This is a genomic window from Mycobacterium sp. KBS0706, assembly GCF_005938675.2.
In the GTDB taxonomy this organism is placed as follows: domain Bacteria; phylum Pseudomonadota; class Alphaproteobacteria; order DSM-16000; family Inquilinaceae; genus Inquilinus.
Genome location: NZ_VCCH02000001.1, coordinates 26834 through 45732, shown reverse-complemented (window position 1 = coordinate 45732; position 18899 = coordinate 26834). Strand labels below are relative to the sequence as shown.

Below are 18899 nucleotides of genomic sequence, written 5' to 3'. Positions count from 1 at the left end.
ATGCGCATCGACAGCGTCGAGACCATCCTGGTGGACCGCTACCTGTTCGTCGAGATCCGGACGGATAACGGCCTGGTGGGGCTCGGCGAAGGCGGGGCCTGGGGCTTCCACGAGGCGACGGCCGGGGCCGTCCTCCGCTTCAAGGACTACCTGCTCGGGCAGGACCCGCTGCGGATCGAGCATCACTGGCAGTACATGTACCGCTGGGCCCATTTCCGCGGCTCGGCGGTGATGGCCGCGATCAGCGCCATCGACATCGCGCTGTGGGACATTACCGGCAAGCATTTCGAGGCGCCGGTGCACGCCCTGCTCGGCGGCAAGGTGCGGGACAAGGCGCGCGCCTACTACCATGTGTTCGGCGAGACCAAGGAGGAGCTGTTCTCCGGCATCGAAGCCGCCAAGACCATGGGCTTCACCGCCGTCGGCCATCTGACGCCGTTCCTCGACAGCCGGCGGGAGGTGCCGTATTTCCAGACCCATGCCGAGAAGATCGCCGACGCGGTCGACACCGTGCAGGAGTATCGGCGGATCGCGGGGCGGGGGATGGATCTCTGCATCGAGATCCACCGGCGGATGACCCCCTATGAGGCGGTCCAGCTCGGGCGGGCGATCGAGCCCTTCCACCCGCTGTTCATCGAGGATCCGATCACGCCGGACAACCTCGACGAGATGGCCTATGTCGCCGACAAGATCTCGATCCCGATCGCCACGGGCGAGCGCATGACCTCGCTGTGGGAGTTCCAGATGCTGCTGGCCCGCAACGCGGTGCAGATGGTGCGGCCGGATGTCTGTATCGTCGGCGGCATCTCGGGCGCCCGCAAGATCGCGGCGCTGGCCGAGGCGTCGCATGCCGGGGTCGTGCCGCACAACCCGCTCAGCGCCGTGTCGACGGCGGCGTGCCTGCAGATCGCGGCGACGGCGCCGACCTTCGTGCTGCAGGAATTCCCGAACGACACCTGGGACGTCACCGACAAGCGGCCGGAGTCCGACAGCTTCCTGGTCGGCGCTGCACGGCATGACGGCGAGGGCTTCCTGACGATCAGCGACGAGCCGGGGATCGGCATCTCGCTGCGCCCCGATGCGGCCGAGAGGTTCCCGTACCGGCCCCGCAAGATGCACACCCGCCTGCACAAGGACGGCTCGGTCGTTGACCAGTAGGCCTGGACCTGCCCGGGCCGCGACTGTTCAGAAGCTGACGCGCAACCCGCCGGTGGCGGCCTGGCTGCGATAGCTGTCGGCGAAGCTGCCATCATAGCGCAGGAACAGGTTCACCGCCTGCGCCGCGAGGGTGATGCCGACGCCGATCCTGGCCAGGTCGCGCGGCGCATGGGCGCCGTCCACGGTGAACTCCGCGTCCGAGCCCTCGAACCGCCCGTCGAAGGACCGGTCCGTATCGCCGACGTCGTGGCTCCACGCCGCGCGCAGCGACAGGCCGAGCGGCGCGCCCAGGCCGATGTCGAAGCGATGGGCCAGCTCCGCGCCCAGCATGCCCTGGGCCGAGGTGACGGTCTGGCCGCCGATCTCGAGATTGATCGCGCTGGCCCCGCTCTCCTTGATCTCGTCCTGGCCGACGACGATGGTCTGGAACGCCGCGAAGGGCGTCAGGTCGGTGCTGTCGCCCAGCGCCAGGCGATAGCCGGTCTCGATGCCGGACAGGAACAGGTTCGAATCCGTGTCGGCGGCGGCGAAGCGGTCGATGCCGGGGAAGGAGATCGTCCGGCTCACCGTGCCCCAGCCATGGGCGTAGCCCAGCGCGCCGTCGACATACCAGGCGGCGGGCGAATAGCTGGCATAGAGGCCGAGGGAGACGGTGGTCAGGTCGCCGTCGCCCGACAGCTTCCGGGTGTCGAGGCTGCTGCTCGACAGGGCCAGAGCGCCGCCGATGGCGAGGTCGTTGTCCAGGCGATGGTCGAAGCCGATGGCGACGCCGAGGATGTCGAAATCGACATCATGCGTGTCGTCGTCGCCCGACAAGCGGCCGAAGCTGCCCAGGCCGGTGACCCAGGCGCTCGTCGTGCCGGGCTCGCCGAGCCCTGCGGCGGCGAACCCGCCGGCCGTCGTGCCGCCGCCGGTCCGGGACCCGCCGGTCCGGGACTGGCGCATCTGCTGTTGCAGAGCGTTCAGGAAGGTCTGCGCGCCGGCGATCTCGACCGAGGGCAGATCCGCATAGACCTCGCCGCTCAGCTGCTGCAGCGCCGACCGCAACGGGTCGTCGTCGCCAAAGTTCAGCAGGTCCAGGCTGTTGTAGACATGGTCCATGTCGCTGAACAGCTGCGGCGGCGTGGCGCGGTCGAGCGCCTCGCCGATCGCGCCGGCATTGCCGCCGCCGGCCCGCGGCGCATAGGCCAGGGCCTTGTCGCCGATCAGCTGCCGGTTGGTGTAGGCGTCGGACGGCAGGAATTGCGGGTTGGCGCAGTTCGGATCGTCGGTGCGCCCGATCAGCAGGGATTGCGCCGTGCCACCGCTGCCCCAGGGGCCGCCGACCGGGATCGATGGGGGATTGGCGGGAAAGTTGCCCAGGATCGGCGCGCCGCTCCCGGTCAGGATGCAGGTCCCCGCCGGCACGCGGACGATGGTCAGCGAATCCGGCAGATAGGGCAGGGCGAGCCGGTCCTTGATCTCCGCGGCCGTCATCCCGCGCACGGTGTCGGAGCCGGCGATGAAGCCGCCGACCGGCCGGGTTGTGCCTTCGGTGTAGACGCGGACATACTGGGTGTCGGCCGTGGTCCGCACCACCGCCGCCGCGGCCGAGTTGACGAAGGATTCGGTCGGCGCGGTGCTGAAGATATAGGCGTTGGCGTCGGCGCCGGTCCTGACGAAGGGCACCGAGGTCCCGTCCCGGCGGTAGACGAGGCCGGACACCACATCGCCTGGGGGCAGGGGCAGCATCTGGGCCAGCGCCGGGGCGGCGCATCCGACCGCCAGCATGCCGGAAAGAACCGCGAGCGCGCGCCATCCGGTACGCCGTTTCCCCGCACCGTCCTGCATTGTCCTGGCCTCCCGCAGCTCTCCGAGTCCGTTGCCCCAATCCCTGCCCGGATGCTCAGGCCGGGCGCGAACCGCCGCCTCGCCGAAAAGCGTGGGGTTGCTATGGGATGTCGAGCCAAACATCTGATGAGAAATACTCTGATAGTCGATTCGTCTCAGAGATATATCGGAGGAATTGTCAGGTGTCGAAGTTCTATTGAGGGAATTACAATAAAGCAGTTGTTTCTAATTTGTCTGAAAATGTCGATTCCGCCGGTTGCTGGAGGTCGAACCTGCGGGGCGCCGGCCAATGGAGCGCGGGCGGCCGACCAAGCCGCCCGCGCCCGTCTTGGATCAGGTCGCCCTCCGCGTCTCCGCCATGGCCGACCCCGGTCACGAGGCTGGCGGAAACGCCGATGGCGCTGGCGGTATAGGTGAGCGTGTCGATGCCGTTCCCTCCGACCATGAGGTCGCCGCCCGCGCCGCCGAGGATGATGTCGTCGCCGTCGGCACCGTACAGAGAATCACTGCCGTCGCCGCCGTCGAGAACATCATTGCCCGCGCCACCGCCGAGGGTGTCATTGCTGCCGAAGCCGAAGAGGAAGTCGTCACCCTCGTCGCCATTCAGGGTGTTATCCCCGCTCGACCCGGTCAGGAAGTCATTCCGTCCGCTGCCGCGGATATCCTCGATATCGGCGCCGATACTGTCGCCCTGGGCGTCGCCGCCCGAGCCCGTTCCGCCGATCGTCACGGTCACGCCGTTCAGGCTGGCGGCATAGTCGAGCAGGTCCCGGCCGGCGCCGCCCTGGAGATTGTCCGTGCCGGCGTCCCCATGCAGATGGTCCGCACCGTCGCCGCCGTCTAGCGTATCATTGCCGTCCCCGCCGCTGAGAAAATCGTCGCCGGCGCCACCGCTGACGAGATCGTTGCCGGCCTGGCCATCGAGAGCGTCGTCGTCATTGCCGCCATCGAGGAGGTCGTTGCCGCCGGCGCCACGGAGAGTATCGTTGCCGCCATTGCCATATGCTTGGTCGTCGTCCGATGTCCCGAAGAACGCATTGTTGTCTTCGCCGCCATTGTAGACTGCCATGACCGCCTCCTGATTGAACGGCCGACCCGTGCGGTGGCCTGGGGAGAAGCTAGGTCCGGCTTGTATCCGGCGGATGTCGCGGCGGCGGGAGATGTGTATCGCCTGTATCGCCGTGGCTGGTGCGGGCGCGCGATCACCCCAGGAGCTGGAGCAGGATCGAGCCCGAAAGGGTGGTCCCGGCGACGACGGCCGAGAACGACAGGCCGCCGTGCCACAGCAGCCCGGCGATCAGAAGCGCCGTCAGGATGAGAACCAAGATCATACCCAGCTCTCCCTTCCTCGCCGGAATTGCAGAACGGCTTCGGCCGCCGGACGCCCAACCCGGCCGCCTGCGGAGAGCATAGTCGCCGGCTGTATCGGCAGGATGTCGCGGCACCGGGAGATGTGTATCGTCTGTATCGCGGCCCGCGACCTCCGCCTCGTTCCGCCGCGGCCCGGCCGGCGGCCCTCGCAGACGGAAGCGCCGCGGCCAATGCTCCGGTCGCGGCGATGGACTGGTTTGTTGGCGTCGATCGTCGACGATCCTGTGGCCCTGGGCGTGGCTGAAGCCGGGGCAGGAATGGCATCATAAGTACATTATTTGTTTGATATTTTTAATTGGTATGGCTGAGTGGATGTGAATTGGGTTGTGATACGCTGTTGTGATCTGTATGACGCCGGCCAGGGGCCTTGTCCGGCAAATCGGCCGGGGTGCCCTCGCGCATTCCCGTTCTGCCGAAAGTGCCATGGGCGACCCTTCGATCACCGCCGACCTCGTCAGGCTCATCCGCACCTCGGCCCCGGGCCCGGAGGCGATCGCTGCCGCACGGGACGGCGTGCTCGACTTCCTGGCCTCGGCTTTCGGCGGCGTCGGGGACCGCGCCGTCGCGCCGCTCGAAGCCGCTTTGGGCGGAGAGGGCGGGGCGGCGACGGCCTCCGTTATCGGCCGGCGTCACCGCGCGGCGCCGCTGACCGTCGCCCTGCTCAACGGCACCATCGGCCACGCCCTCGACTATGACGACGTCCAGCGCAGCATCGGCGGCCATCCCAGCACGGTGATCCTGCCGGCGCTGTTTGCCCTGGCGGAGGAGCAGGGCCACACCGCCGAGGCGCTGCTCGACGCCTATGTCGTCGGGATCGAGGCGATGGCCCGGATCGGCCTGGCCCTCGGCCGGCAGCATTACGAGGCCGGGTTCCACCCGACCGCGACGCTCGGCACCATCGGCGCCGCGGCGGCCACCGCCTTCCTCGCCGGGCTGGACGAGGCCGGCACCGCCCGGGCGCTCGGCCTCGCCGCCACCCAGTCGGCCGGGCTGCGGCTGCAATTCGGCAGCGACGCCAAGCCGCTGCATGCCGGGCTCGCGGCGCGGGCCGGGCTGTTCGCCACCAAGCTGGCGCTGGCGGGCTTCGGCGCGGCGGAGGACGCCTTCGACGGGCCGAACGGCTTCATCGCCGTCTATGGCGGCGAGGAGCCGAAGCGCGCTGTCGAGGGCTGGGGTGAGCCGTGGCAGATCGTCTCCCCCGGCCTGATCTTCAAGCGCTACGCCTGCTGCTCGGCCTCGCATTTCGCCGCCGACGCCGCTCTTGCGTTGAAGACTGAGCACGCGATCGACCCGGCCGCGGTGGTCGAGGCGACCGTGACCTTCGCCCGCGGCGGCGACGCGGCGCTGAGGGTGCGCCAGCCGCGCACCGGCCTCGAAGGGCGGTTCAGCGTCGAATATGTCGTCGCGGCGGCGCTGACCGACGGCCGGCTCGGCCTGGACCTGTTCGCCGACGGGCCGGTGCGGCCGGAGCTCGCGGCCCTGTCCGCCAAGGTCGAGCGCCGGATCGATCCGGCCGCCCCGCCGGTCTCGAACGACCCTGCCACCCGCTTCTCGACCGTCGAGATCCGCCTGGCCGACGGCCGGACCCTGTCGCGCCGGGTCGACCGGCCCCTGCCGGTGGACGACCTCGCCGCCAAGTTCCGCGACGCGGCCGGTCCGGCCCCGGCGGTCTCCGCGGTGCCGGAGATCGTCCGCACCATGCGCAGCCGCGACGACCTCGCCGCCCTGTTCGCCGCCTTCCGCGCCGCCTGACCCAGAGATTCCGATGATCCGCACCCTCGCTCTCGCCGCGCTGCTCGGCCTGATCCCCGCTCTGGCGCAGGCCGATTCCACCCTCGACCGGATCAAGGACCGCGGCACCGTCGCGATCGGCATCCGCATCAACAGCACCGCCTTCGGCTCGCTCGACCCCAAGACCAACAGCTACCAGGGCTTCAACATCGACCTGGCAGAGGAGATCGGCCGCCGCCTCGGCGCCAAGGTCGAGCTGGTCAGCGTCGAGCCGGCCAACCGCATCCAGTTCCTGCAGCAGGGCAAGGTCGACCTGCTGGTGGCGTCGCTGAACGACACGCCGGAACGGCGCGAGCAGGTGGCGATGGTGCCGACCAGCTACTACGCCAGCGGCGGCATCGCCCTGACCAGGCAGGACAGCGGCGTCACAGCCTGGGACGACGTCCGCGGCAAGCCGGTCTGCGCCTCGCAGGGCAGCATCTATGCCCGCTACCTGGCCGAGCATTACGGCGCCGAGATCAAGGCGTTCAAGACCTCGTCCGAGGCGCTGGAGACGTTCAAGGCCGGTGGCTGCGTCGCCTCGGCGCATGACGACGTGCTGCTCTACGCCCTGATCAAGGACCCGGCCTGGCAGGGCTACCGGCTGATCACGCCGGCGGTCGAGGTCAGCGACTGGAAGATCGCGGCGCGCAAGGGCCAGGACGACACCGTCGCGGCGCTCGATGCCATCATCCGCGACCTGCACAAGAGTGGCCGGCTGATCGAGATCGAGAAGGCCTGGGACATCACACCGTCGCCCGCCCTCAAGACTCTGCACGACCAGCTCGCCCAGGCCCAGCCGTGATCCGCATTCGGAAGGACAAGACCATGCGCCTCGCCGCAACCCTGCTCGCCGCCGCGGGCCTCCTCGCCGCCGCCACCCCGGCGCAGGCCGATGCCACGCTCGACCGGGTCAAGGATCGCGGCGTGCTGACCGCCGGCATCCTGGTCAACGGCACCGCCTTCGGTTTCCTCGACCCCGCCAGCAACACGGTGAAGGGCTTCAATGTCGACCTCGCCCAGGCGGTGGCCGACAAGCTCGGGGTCAAGCTCGACATCGTCACCGTCGATCCGCCGAACCGGGTGCAGTTCCTGCAGCAGGGCAAGGTCGACGTCCTCGTCGCCTCCTTCACCGACACGCGGGAGCGGCGCGAACAGACCAGCGTCATCCCGACTGCCTATTACGAGGTCGGCGGCGCCGCCATGACCCGCAAGGACAGCGGCATCGCCACCTGGGAAGACCTGCGCGGCAAGACCGCCTGCGCCTCGCAGGGCAGCCACTACGCCCGGCTGCTGGCCACCGAATACGGCGCCGAGGTGCGGGCGCTGAAGACCTCGGCCGAGGCGCTGTCGACCCTGCGCGCTGGCGGCTGCGTCGTCTCGGTGCATGACAACACCCTGATCTATTCCCTGCTGAAGCAGCCGGAATGGCAGGACTACAAGGCCGACCTGCCGCTGATCGGCCTCGGCACCTGGGTCGCCGCGGTGCGCAAGGGCCAGGACGACACCGCCGCCCTGGTCGACGGCGTCATCCGCGACCTGCACAAGAGCGGCGGCCTGATCGAGATCGAGAAGCGGTGGGAGATCGCCCCGCCGTCGCCGTTCCTGGCGCAGATGCATGAGAAGCTGCTGAACGGCGGGTCATGACCGACACCCTGATCGACCGGCTCGCGGCGCTCGGGCTCGACTTCAGCTTCATCCAGACCGCCTATGACCGCGGCCTGTTCCTCGACGGCGCGGTGACGACGGTCGAGATCGCGGTACTGTCGATCCTCGGCAGCCTCGTCCTCGGCCTCGTCCTCACCGCGCTGCAGCTGACCCGGCGCCCCTGGCTGGCATCGCTGATCCGCGGCCAGATCGAGCTGACCCGCAACACCCCGCCGCTGGTGCAGCTGTACTTCGCCTTCTTCGCGCTGAACGCCCTGATCGGCGCGGTCAGCGGCGAGGCCGCGGCGGTGGTGACGCCCTTCGCCTGGGTCGTGGTCGTGCTGTCGGTCTACAAGGCCGCCTTCAACGCCGAGGCGCTGCGCGCCGGCATCGAGGCGGTGCCGAAGGTGACGCTGGAGGCGGCGGCCGCGCTGGGCCTGACGCCGCGCCTGGCCTTCCTGCTGGTGCGGCTGCCGATCGGGCTGCGCTTCGCCCTGCCGTCGCTGGTCAACAACGCCATCGACCTGGTGAAGACCTCGGCCATTGCCTCGGCCATCGCGGTCGGCGACATCACCTACGCCTCGATCATGATCTGGTCGGACCGGGACAACGTCACCGAGCTGATGATCCTGCTGCTGGTGTTCTTCAACATCCTGACCTTCGGCGTCGACCGCATCGGGCGATGGCTGGAGCTGCGGCTGCGGATGCCCGGCTATGGTCAGTGACGCCGTCGCGGCGCCGCGCCGCCGCATCGCCGCCCTGCCGCTGCTGCTCGCGGCCGCCCTCCTCGGCGCGGCTGCCTGGGCGTACTGGCCGCAGGTCGCGGACAACGCCGCCCTGCTGGCGCTGTGGATGCCGGTGCTGCTGCTGGGCTTCCTGCAGAACATCCTGATCGGCGCGGTGGCGATCGCGGCGGGCACGGCGGCCGGCCTGCTGGTCGGGGCGCTGCAGGTCTCGCCGGTCGGGCCGCTGCGCTGGCCGGCCCGGGCCTTCGTGCTGTTCTTCCGCAACTCACCCTGGCTGGTCTTCATCTACTTCATGACCTACATCCTGCCGTTCGAGATCGTGATCGGGCGCAGCTACCTGCCGTTCCCGGACTGGCTGAAGGCCACGGTCGGCCTGGCCCTGCCGGCCTCGGCCAATGTCGCGGAGATCTTCCGCGGCGCCATCATGTCGATCCCCAGCGCGCAGTGGGACGCGGCCAGCTGCCTGTCCTTCAGCCGTGGCCAGATCTTCCGCCTGATCATCCTGCCGCAATGCCTGCGGCGGATGCTGCCGCCCTGGATGAACCTCTACGCCATCATCACCAAGGGCACGGTGCTGGCCTCGCTGGTGGGGGTGACCGAGGTGCTGACCACGGCCCAGCGCGCCGCCAATTCGGTGCACCGCACCGACTTCACCCTGCTGGTCTACCTGACCGTGTTCCTGCTGTTCTTCCTGTACTGCTACCCGATCGCCCGGCTGACCCGCCGGCTGGAGCGGCGCCATGCCGGGCGCTGAGGTCCTGGCCGAGCTCGCCGGGGTCGAGGTCACGCTCGGCGGCACCCGGGTGCTGCGCGGCATCGACCTGGCGGTGCGGCGCGGCCAGGCGGTGTCGGTGATCGGCCCCTCCGGTTCGGGCAAGTCGACCATCCTGCGCTGCATCGCCGGGCTGCAGCCGGTCGAGCGCGGCACCGTCACCGTCTGCGGCCTGCCGGTCCATGCGCTGCGCAAGCACGAGGCCAAGCGGCCGCTGTGGCGCCGGGTCGGTGTCGTGTTCCAGCAGTTCAACCTGTTCCCGCACCTGACCGCGCTGCAGAACCTGACCATCGCCCCGACCCGCGCCCTCGGCCGCGACGCGGGCGAGGTGGAGCGCGAGGCGCGCGTTCTGCTCGATCGGGTCGGCCTCGCCGATAAGGCGAATGCCTATCCGTCGGAGCTGTCCGGCGGCCAGCAGCAGCGTGTGGCGATCGCCCGGTCGCTGGCGATGAAGCCGGAGCTGATCCTGTTCGACGAGGTCACCTCGGCTCTCGACCCCGAGACGGTGGGCGAGGTGCTGGCGATCATCCGCGACCTGGTGCGCGACGGCATGACCTGCCTCCTGGTGACGCATGAGCTGCGCTTCGCCGAGGAGATCAGCGACGAGATCCATTTCACCGAGGGCGGCGTGGTGGTCGAGCACGGCCCGCCGGCCGCGCTGTTCCATGCGCCGCGCCACGACCGCACCCGGGCCTTCGTGAACCGGGCCCGGCCGGGCGCCCTTCCTTCCGACCGGATCTGAGCGAGAGAGAATGAGCGAGACCAAGCGCGAGATGAAGCTGGGCCTGTTCCTGCAGCCGCTGGGCCATCACGTGGCCGGCTGGCGCCATCCGGAGGCGCAGGCGGTGGAGCAGGACCTGGCCCTGATCCAGCGCATCGCCCGGACGGCGGAGGACGCGAAGTTCGACATGGTCTTCCTGGCCGACGGCCTGACCACCGGCCGCGACGCGCATCCCTCCTGGGTGGTGCGGTTCGAGCCGCTGACGCTCCTGGCCGCGCTGGCGATGACCACGACCAGGATCGGCCTCGCCGCCACCGCCTCGACCACCTATGGCGACCCGTTCACCACGGCCCGCGCCTTCGCCTCGCTCGACCATCTCAGCCGGGGCCGCGCCGCCTGGAACGTCGTCACCACCTCCTATGACCGCTCGGCCACCAATTTCAGCCGAGAGCAGCATCTCGAGCACGACCTGCGATACGAGGTGGCGGAGGAGTTCGTCGCGGTCGCCAAAGGGCTGTGGGACAGCTGGGACGCGGACGCCTTTCCGAAGGACAAGCAGGCGGGCGTGTTCTTCGACACCGCGAAGTTCCACGAGCTGAACCACAAGGGCCGGTTCTTCTCGGTCAAGGGGCCGCTCAACGTCGCCCGGGCGCCGCAGGGCCATCCGGTGCTGATCCAGGCCGGCTCCTCCGGCGTCGGCATGGATTTCGCCGCGAAGATTGCCGAGGTGGTGTTCACCGCCCAGTTCGGCATCGAGGACGCGCAGGCTTTCTACCAGGGCGTGAAGCAGCGAGTGGCAGCGCAGGGCCGGCGGCCGGACCAGGTCCACGTCATGCCCGGGGTGATGCCGGTGATCGGCCGCACCACGCAGGAGGCGAAGGAGAAATACGCCGAGCTGCAGCGCTGGTCGGATGATTCCGGCGCGCTGTTCCTGCTGTCGGAGCGGCTGGGCCACGACATCTCCGGCTATCCGCTGGACGGGCCGCTGCCGGAGCTGCCGCCCTCGAACCAGAACCGCAGCCGGGCCGAGCTGCTGACCCGCTTGGCGCGTGAGCAGAACCTGACCATCCGCGAGCTGTACCATCTGGTCGCCAGCGCCCGCGGCCACCGCATCGTCTGGGGCACGGCGGCGGAGGTGGCGGACGCGCTTGCCGACTGGTTCACTGGCGGCGCGGCGGACGGCTTCAACATCATGCCGGCCTATTTCCCCGGCGCCTTCGAGGAGTTCACCGGCCAGGTGGTGCCGATCCTGCAGGAGCGCGGCCTCTTCCGCCGCGACTACCAGGGCACGACCCTGCGGGATCATCTCGGGCTGCCGGTGCCGAAGAGCCGGTGGGCTTAGGTCGTCGGGCAAGGCTACTCGGGAGCTCGGATCCTATTGCCTCTCCCGTTTACGGGAGAGGTCGGAGACGCGAAGCGGCTCCGGGTGAGGGCCCTTTGTCGAGGCCTGGGCCAGCCCTCACCCGGTCGTCCTGCGGACGCCCGACCTCTCCCGCCAGGCGGGAGAGGCAACGCAAAGCGAACCGAACCGAACCGGCCAACATCCTGCAGGCCCTACCTGCCAGCCTCAGGTCACCGGCGCCGGGTTGAACAGCGTCAGCGCATTGAACAGGCCCCAGCGGTCGGACCAGGGCTTGGTGCGGCCGCTGGCGACGTCGAGGATCAGGCGGAACAGGTCCCAGCCGACCTCCTCGATCGTCGCCTCGCCGCTGGCGATGCGGCCGGCATCGAGGTCGATCAGGTCGGGCCAGCGCTGGGCCAGGTCGGTCCGGGTCGACATCTTGATCACCGGCGCCGCTGCCAGCCCGTAGGGCGTGCCGCGGCCGGTGGTGAAGACCTGCAGCGTCATGCCCGAGGCCAGCTGCAGCGTGCCGCAGACGAAGTCGCTGGCCGGGGTGGCGGCGAAGACCAGGCCCTTCCTGCGCACCCGCTCGCCGGGGGACAGCACGTCGACGATCGGGCTCGATCCCGACTTCACCACCGAGCCCAAAGCCTTCTCGACCACATTGGCCAGGCCGCCCTTCTTGTTGCCGGGCGAGGGGTTGGCGCTGCGGTCGGCTTGGCCGCGGGCAAGATAGGCGTCGTACCAGGCCATCTCGCGGATCAGGGCGCGGCCGACCTCCTCGGTCGCCGCGCGCGGGGTCAGAAGGTGGATGGCATCGCGCACCTCGGTGACCTCGGAGAACATCACCGTGGCGCCGGCGCGGACCAGCAGGTCGGCGGCGAATCCCACCGCCGGGTTGGCGGTGACGCCGGAGAAGGCGTCGCTGCCGCCGCATTGCACCCCGACCACCAGGTCCGAGGCTGGGCAGGTCTCGCGCCGGCGCCGATTCAGCACCTCCAGCCGCGCCTCGGCCATCGCCAGGATCGAAGAGACCATGGCGCCGAAGCCGGCCTCGTCCTGCAGCCGCACGATGCCGGGAGGCATGCCATCGGGCAGCAGCCGCTCGGGCTGCAGCTTCTCGCAGCCGAGGCCGACGATCATCACCTCGCCGCCGAAATTCGGGTTCAGCGCCAGATTTTGAAGGGTGCGGATCGGCACCACCGCCTCCGGCGCGTTGATCGCCACGCCGCAACCGTAACTATGGTTCAGCGCCACCACGTCGTCGACATGGGGGAAGCGGGGCAGCAGCTGTTCCTTGACCCGCTTCACCGCGAAATCCAGGGTGCCGGCCACGCATTGCACGCTGGTGCTGATCGCCAGCACATTCTTGGTGCCGACCGACCCGTCCGGGTTGCGGAAGCCATCGAAGGTATAGCCGTCGAGCGGCGGCAGCGGCGCCGGCGCCCGGGTGGCGAGGTCCAGCCGGTCGAGGGCGGGCGCGGCGGGGACCAGCACCGCCGCCTCCTCGACCCAGTCGCCGGACTGGAGCGGCCGGGCGGCGTGGCCGATCACCTCGCCATAGCGCCGGATCTCGGCGCCCTCGGCGATGTCGGTCAGCGCCACCTTGTGGCCCTGCGGCACGAACTGCCGCAGGGTGGGGCCGTCGGGAAGGCGCGTGCCCTCCGGCAGGCCGAAGGAATTGACCACGATGGCGACGTTGTCGGCCTCATGCAGCCGGATGGTGCGGGGTGCGTCCGGCGGTCCTGGCTCCGACATCGTCGCCCTCCGGTTACGCCGCGGCGGCGAAGCTGCTCCGCGCCAGGCCCTGCACCAGGGCCGCCAGCTGCTCGGTCTCGGCCGCGGTCAGGTCGTGCAGCGGCGCGCGCACCGGGCCGGAATCGCGGCCGATCACCTTCATCCCGGCCTTGATGATCGACACCGCATAGCCCTTGCGACGGTTGCGGATCGCCAGCAGCGGCAGGATGAAGTCGCGCAGCCCCGCCTGCACCGTCTCGCGGTCGCGGCGGCGCACAGCGGCGTAGAACTTCGTCGCGAATTCCGGCACGAAGTTGAACACGGCGGAGGAATAGGTGGTCACGCCCATTTCCAGATAGGGCAGGGCGTAGGTCTCGGCCGTCGGCAGCCCGCCGATATAGGTCAGCCGGTCGCCCATGCGCAGATGGACCCGCGTCATCAGCTCGATGTCGCCGATGCCGTCCTTGTAGCCGACCAGGTTCGGGCAGCGCTCGCACAGCCCGGCCAGGGTGTCCTCGGTGACGATCGCGTTGTCACGGTTGTAGACGATGACGCCCAGCTTGGTCGACGCGCAGACCGCCTCGACATGCGCGGCCAGCCCCTCCTGCTCGGACTGCACCAGATAGGGCGGCAGCAACAGGATGCCGTCGGCGCCGGCGTACTCCGCGGCCGCCGCCATCTGCTTCGCGATCTCGGTGCCGTAGCCGGCGCCGGCGATCACCGGCACCCGGCCGCGGGTCTCCTCGACCGCCGTCTTGACCACGGTCTCGACCTCGGACGGGGCCAGCGAGAAGAACTCCCCGGTGCCGCCGGCGGCGAACAGCCCGGCGACGTCATAGCCGCACAGCCAGTCGAGGTTGGAGCGGTAGCGCTCTGCATCGAAGGCGTTGCTGCCGTCGAAGGGGGTGACGGGGAAGGACAGCAGGCCGGAGCCGAGCCGCTGCGCCATCTCGTTCGGGGTCATTCTGGCCATCACGCGTCCTCCCACATCGAAATCAAGGTCGCCCTTGTTCTAACGGCCGGATTAATTCCGTTCTAACCCGATTGCTGGATCGATCGATGCGTGTTGTGCATCGGCCAGGCCGCGGGCGATTTCGAGGACCAGCGGCAGCAGCGGATTGTCGTTGCCCTGCCTCCAGGCGATGTACAGCTCGGCCGATCGCGGCGCCGCGAGGTCGAGCGGCCGCAGCACCACGCCGCGGATCCGCAGCTGCAGCGCCGCCTCCGGCACGATCGAGAGGCCGAGGCCGGAGCGCACCAGGGCCAGGATCGAATGGATCTGGCTGAGATGCTGGACATAGTCCGGCAGCAGGCCGGAGCGGGTGAACAGCTCGATCACCAGATCGTGGAAATACCGCGCCTCGTGCGGCGCATACATGATGAAGGGCGCCGCCGCGAAGTCGCGCAGCGAGAGGGTCGGGGCGGCGGCGAGCGGATGGTCCTCCGGCACCGCCGCCATCAGGCGCTCCTCGGCGACGCGGAAGCTGGCAGTGCCGCCCTGCACCACCGGCGGCCGCAGCAGCCCGGCGTCGATCTGGCCGGAGGCGAGGGATTCGACCTGGTCGCCCGACACCATCTCGCGCAGCACCAGGGTGACGTCGGGCAGCTGCCGGCGGCAGGCGGAGACCAGGTCGGGCAGGAAGCTGTAGGCCGAGGTGGCGGTGAAGCCGATGCCGATGGCGCCGGCCTGGCCGGCGGCGACGCGGCGGGCCAGCAGGGCCGCGCCCTCCGCATGCTTCAGGATCCGCCGCGCCTCGGCCAGGAAGCTGTGCCCCGCCGGGGTCAGCCGCACCGACCGGCTGGTGCGCTCGAGCAGGGAGACGTCGAGGATGCGCTCGAGGATCTGTACCTGTCGGCTCAGCGGCGGCTGGGTCATGTTCAGCCGGGCGGCGGCGCGGCCGAAATGCAGCTCCTCGGCGACGGCGACGAAGCATCGCAGCTGGTTCAGGTCGAACATCGGTGGGCGTCCCGCGGCAATCAGGGGCGGAGTGTGCCCCGTTTGCCGCGGCGGGTGAAAGGGGAGGGGCCGGACCGGCCGCCTCATCGTCAATCCCACACCGCCAGCATCTCCCGCTGCACATAGTCGAGATGCGCCGCCATCGCCGACCGGGCGCGGTCCGGGTCGCCGGCGGCGATGGCCGTGGCGATGCCGTCATGGTCGGCCATGATCCGATCCAACAGGGCCGGCTGGCGCGACAGGTGCAGGTGGAAGGCGGCGCTCAGCCCTTCCTCGCGGCCGCGCCACAGGGTCAGGGCGATCTCGCGCAGCGCCTGGTTGCCGCAATGCTCGGCGATCAGCAGATGCAGCGCCCGGTCCGACTCCTGCGACCATTCCCGCCGCACCGTCTGGCCGCGCATGGCCGTGACGACGCCGGCCAGCTCCGCCCGGCCCTCGGCGGTGATGTGCCGGGCCGCCAGCGCCGCCAACTCCGGCTCCACCAGCGCCCGGGCCTGCATGATCTCCAGCGCCGAATGGTCGGCCTCGGGCAGGGCGCTGCCGGGCCTGGCCGCGGCGCGGACGAAGGCGCCGACCCCGACCTTGACCTCGACCAGTCCCGCCACCTCCAGCGCGATCAGCGCCTCGCGCACGGTCGGCCGGCTGACGCCCAGCTCCTGCGCCAAATCGCGCTCGGAGGGCAGCTGCTGCCCCGGCTTGAACTCGCCGGAGTCGATCGCCGCCGTGATCTGCTCGGCGATCTGGATGTAGAGCTTGCGATTGACGACCGCTTGAAGGGGCATCGCGCCCTGCCGCTGAAAGAGACCATCCGGGTCCCAACCGAGCCAGACAAGAAACTGTGTCTAAATCCCATCTGAACTGGCCTGACCACTTGACACCCTAGCCGCACTCACGCCCTAATGCCAAGACCCGCCGGCCAAATGGTGGGGCAGCCGCCAATAGAAGCGGTCTTGGAACGTCGCCCGGCGCCGCCGTCTCGGCACGCCGTCCTGGGACGGAGACATCCTTGAAAATCGACCGCATCAGCGTCCTCGACATCCGTTTCCCGACCGCCAGGAAGCTGGACGGGTCGGACGCGATGAATCCCGACCCCGACTATTCCGCCGCCTATGTGATCCTGTCGACCGATGACGGGCTGGAGGGTCACGGCCTGACCTTCACCATCGGCCGCGGCAACGACATCGTCTGCGCCGCGATCGAGGCGCTGAAGCCGGCGGTGCTGGGCCGCGACCTGGCCGAGTTCACCCGTGACATGGGCGCCACCTACCGCCACCTCACCGGCGACAGCCAGCTGCGCTGGCTGGGGCCGGAGAAGGGGGTGATGCAGCTCGCCACCGCGGCGATGCTGAACGCGATCTGGGACCTCTGGGCCAAGGCCGAGGGCAAGCCGCTGTGGCGCCTGCTGGCCGACATGACGCCCGAGGAGACCGTGCGCTGCATCGACTTCCGCTACATCACCGACGCCCTGACGCCGGCCGAGGCGGTGGAGCTGCTGCGCCAGCAGGAGGCCGGCAAGGCCGAGCGGATCGAGCAACTGCTGGCCGAGGGCTATCCCGCCTACACCACCAGCGCCGGCTGGCTCGGCTACAGCGACGACAAGATCCGCCGCCTGGTGCGCGAGGCGCTGGCTCAGGGCTTCAAGGCGTTCAAGATCAAGGTCGGCGCCGACCGCGAGGCCGATCTGGCCCGCGCCGCCCTGGTCCGCGCCGAGATCGGCGACGACCTGACCTTCATGGTCGACGCCAACCAGGTCTGGGATGTCGGCCAGGCGATCGAATGGTCGACGGCCCTCCTGCCGTTCAAGCCGCTGTGGGTGGAGGAGCCGACCAGCCCGGACGACATCCTCGGCCATGCCGCGATCGACCGGGTGCTGCGGCGCTACGGCACCCGCGTCGCGACCGGGGAGCATGTCCACAACCGAGTGATGTTCAAGCAGTACCTGCAGGCGACCGCGCTGGGTTTCTGTCAGATCGACGCGGCCAGGGTCGGCGGCGTCAATGAGAACCTGGCGATCATCCTGATGGCGGCCAAATTCGGCGTGCCGGTCTGCCCCCATGCCGGCGGCGTCGGCCTGTGCGAATACGTGCAGCACCTGTCGATGTGGGACTTCGTCTCAGTCAGCGGCAGCAAGGACCGCCGCTTCATCGAGTATGTCGACCATCTGCACGAGCATTTCGTCGACCCGGTGCGGATCGTCGACGGCTGTTACGCCGTGCCCACCGCGCCCGGCTACTCCATCGCCATGAAGCCCGCCTCGCTCCAGGCCCATCGCTTCCCCGACGGCAGCGCCTGGCGCGACGACCAGGAGACCCGCCCATGAGCGCCAGCTTCCTGCCGGAGGAGAAGAAGGCCTGGTTCGTCCAGGACCGCTTCGGCATGTTCATCCATTGGGGCCTTTACGCCCTGCCGGCCCGGCATGAATGGGTGAAGAGCCGGGAGGAGATCGGCGACGAGGCCTACCAGGGCTATTTCGAGCATTTCGACCCCGACCTGTACGACCCGCGCGACTGGGCCGCCCGCGCCCGCAAGGCCGGGATGAAATACGTGGTGCTGACCGCCAAGCACCATGAGGGCTTCTGCCTGTGGGACAGCAAGGTCACCGACTACAAGGCGACCAGCACCCCCGGCGGCCGCGACCTGATCAAGCCATTCGTCGAGGCCTTCCGGGCCGAGGGGCTGAAGGTCGGCTTCTACTATTCGCTGATCGACTGGCACCACCCGGACTTCACCATCGATGTGCACCATCCGCAGCGCAACCACCCGGAGGTGGCGGCGCTGAACCACGGCCGGGACATGCGCCGCTACGCCGCCTATATGCGCGACCAGGTGCGCGAACTCTTGACCGGCTACGGCAAGATCGACGTCTTCTGGTTCGACTTCTCCTACCCGGACCGGCCGTACAAGGACCTGCCGGGCAAGGGCCACAAGGATTGGGAGAGCGAGCAGCTGCTGGCGCTGGTGCGCGAGCTGCAGCCGGACGTGCTGGTCAACAACCGGCTCGACCTGCTGGGGGTGCTGGGCGTGCCGCCCGACATCACCACGCCGGAGCAGTTCCTGCCGCGCCAGGCGCCGCGGGTGCTGGACCAGGCGGTGACCTGGGAATCCTGCCACACCTTCAGCGGCTCCTGGGGCTATCACCGCGACGAGACCAGCTGGAAGAGCCCGGAGCAGCTGATCCAGCTGCTGGTCGACAATGTCGCCATGGGCGGCAACCTGTTGATGAATGTCGGCCCGACCGGCCGCGGCACCTTCGACGACCGCGCCAAGGCGGCGCTCGACGCCTATGGCCGATGGCTGGAGCTGCACGGCCGCAGCATCTATGGCTGCGGCCCGGCCGGGGCGGAGATCGCGGTGCCGCGCGACTGCCGGCTGACCCGCAACGGCAACCGGCTCTATGTCCATCTCTTCGCCTGGCCGTTCCGGCACCTGCATCTCGACGGGCTCGGCGGCAAGGTCGCCTATGCCCAGCTGCTGCACGACGCCAGCGAGGTGAAGCGACTGGAGCCGACGAACCCGGCGCTGGGCGGCAACACCCACGTGCCGCTGACCGCCGGTACCTTGACGCTGGAGCTGCCGGTGCGCCGGCCCGACGTGACGGTTCCGGTGGTCGAGCTGTTCCTGAAGGAGGATGCCAAGCTGTAGACAGCCCGGCGGCTTGACCGCCGGCGCCGCCCCCTCACCCGAAATCGCTGCCGCGATTTCGACCTCTCCCCAAGGAGAGGTGACGTACAGCCCACTTCCCTCTCCTCGGGGAGAGGGAGGGGCCCGACGCCGAAGGCGGCGGGAGGGTGAGGGGGAGTTCGACGCCAACCCATCAAGCGCCCGCCCGGCAGAAGGCGGCCGCAGCA

The 18899-nt window shown here is 69.5% G+C and carries 17 protein-coding genes; 10 read left to right on the top strand and 7 right to left on the bottom strand.

The genetic code is table 11. From position 1 onward, the window contains the following. A complete protein-coding gene (locus FFK22_RS00215) occupies positions 1–1158 on the top strand; it encodes an enolase C-terminal domain-like protein (RefSeq protein ID WP_138889990.1) in 1158 nt (385 codons plus the stop codon). A 27-nt stretch (positions 1159–1185) separates the two neighbouring features. Here the strand turns inward: FFK22_RS00215 and FFK22_RS00210 are convergent, their stop codons facing one another. The 3 genes from FFK22_RS00210 to FFK22_RS44275 all read right to left on the bottom strand — a co-directional run bounded on the left by FFK22_RS00210 (position 1186) and on the right by FFK22_RS44275 (position 4319). Then, a complete protein-coding gene (locus FFK22_RS00210; RefSeq protein WP_186002227.1) occupies positions 1186–2928 on the bottom strand; it encodes an autotransporter domain-containing protein in 1743 nt (580 codons plus the stop codon). A 265-nt stretch (positions 2929–3193) separates the two neighbouring features. Next, positions 3194–4057 (bottom strand): calcium-binding protein, encoded by an 864-nt coding sequence (locus tag FFK22_RS00205; protein ID WP_138889988.1) that lies wholly within the window; start codon positions 4055–4057, stop codon positions 3194–3196. Positions 4058–4190: 133 nt separating this feature from the next. Beyond that, entirely contained in the window at positions 4191–4319 is a 129-nt protein-coding gene (locus FFK22_RS44275) for a hypothetical protein (protein WP_306770053.1), read from the bottom strand. Positions 4320–4782: 463 nt separating this feature from the next. On the opposite strand from FFK22_RS44275, the gene FFK22_RS00200 reads away from it, so the two are divergent. Genes FFK22_RS00200 through FFK22_RS00170 form a run of 7 tightly spaced genes read left to right on the top strand, consistent with a single transcriptional unit; the run spans position 4783 to position 11357 of the window. Continuing rightward, entirely contained in the window at positions 4783–6111 is a 1329-nt protein-coding gene (locus FFK22_RS00200) for an MmgE/PrpD family protein (RefSeq protein ID WP_138889987.1), read from the top strand. Positions 6112–6124: 13 nt separating this feature from the next. After that, positions 6125–6934, top strand: a complete 810-nt coding sequence (locus FFK22_RS00195; protein WP_221938277.1) for a transporter substrate-binding domain-containing protein — start codon at positions 6125–6127, stop codon at positions 6932–6934. Positions 6935–6957: 23 nt separating this feature from the next. Beyond that, positions 6958–7776, top strand: coding sequence for a transporter substrate-binding domain-containing protein (locus FFK22_RS00190; protein ID WP_138889986.1), 819 nt, complete (start codon positions 6958–6960; stop codon positions 7774–7776). Then, positions 7773–8501 carry an amino acid ABC transporter permease gene (locus tag FFK22_RS00185; RefSeq protein WP_138889985.1) on the top strand — a complete coding sequence of 243 codons (729 nt, stop codon included), beginning with the start codon at positions 7773–7775 and terminating at the stop codon, positions 8499–8501. Before FFK22_RS00190 ends, FFK22_RS00185 begins: the two co-directional genes overlap by 4 nt. Then, complete coding sequence (locus tag FFK22_RS00180) at positions 8491–9276, top strand: amino acid ABC transporter permease (RefSeq protein ID WP_138889984.1); 786 nt, start codon at positions 8491–8493, stop codon at positions 9274–9276. The genes FFK22_RS00185 and FFK22_RS00180 overlap by 11 nt, the downstream gene beginning before the upstream one ends. Then, a complete protein-coding gene (locus FFK22_RS00175; protein ID WP_138889983.1) occupies positions 9263–10036 on the top strand; it encodes an amino acid ABC transporter ATP-binding protein in 774 nt (257 codons plus the stop codon). The genes FFK22_RS00180 and FFK22_RS00175 overlap by 14 nt, the downstream gene beginning before the upstream one ends. Positions 10037–10046: 10 nt before the next feature. Then, positions 10047–11357: an LLM class flavin-dependent oxidoreductase gene (locus FFK22_RS00170; RefSeq protein WP_138889982.1), complete on the top strand. Its 1311-nt coding sequence runs from the start codon at positions 10047–10049 to the stop codon at positions 11355–11357. Between the two features lie 225 nt (positions 11358–11582). On the opposite strand, the gene garD is transcribed toward FFK22_RS00170, so the two are convergent. The 4 genes from garD to FFK22_RS00150 form a co-directional block, all read right to left on the bottom strand. Next, positions 11583–13115 carry a galactarate dehydratase gene (gene garD, locus FFK22_RS00165; RefSeq protein WP_138889981.1) on the bottom strand — a complete coding sequence of 511 codons (1533 nt, stop codon included), beginning with the start codon at positions 13113–13115 and terminating at the stop codon, positions 11583–11585. A gap of 13 nt (positions 13116–13128) precedes the next feature. After that, positions 13129–14067, bottom strand: a complete 939-nt coding sequence (gene kdgD, locus FFK22_RS00160) for a 5-dehydro-4-deoxyglucarate dehydratase (RefSeq protein ID WP_138889980.1) — start codon at positions 14065–14067, stop codon at positions 13129–13131. A gap of 51 nt (positions 14068–14118) precedes the next feature. Then, complete coding sequence (locus tag FFK22_RS00155) at positions 14119–15051, bottom strand: LysR substrate-binding domain-containing protein (protein ID WP_138889979.1); 933 nt, start codon at positions 15049–15051, stop codon at positions 14119–14121. An 89-nt stretch (positions 15052–15140) separates the two neighbouring features. Beyond that, the gene (locus FFK22_RS00150; protein WP_138889978.1) at positions 15141–15833 is read right to left on the bottom strand and encodes a FadR/GntR family transcriptional regulator; all 693 of its coding nucleotides are present in this window, start codon (positions 15831–15833) and stop codon (positions 15141–15143) included. A 224-nt stretch (positions 15834–16057) separates the two neighbouring features. Between FFK22_RS00150 and FFK22_RS00145 the strand changes: the two genes are divergently transcribed. Next, complete coding sequence (locus FFK22_RS00145) at positions 16058–17371, top strand: L-fuconate dehydratase (protein WP_306770052.1); 1314 nt, start codon at positions 16058–16060, stop codon at positions 17369–17371. Then, complete coding sequence (locus FFK22_RS00140; protein WP_138889977.1) at positions 17368–18693, top strand: alpha-L-fucosidase; 1326 nt, start codon at positions 17368–17370, stop codon at positions 18691–18693. Before FFK22_RS00145 ends, FFK22_RS00140 begins: the two co-directional genes overlap by 4 nt. The last annotated feature ends 206 nt before the right edge of the window (positions 18694–18899 follow it).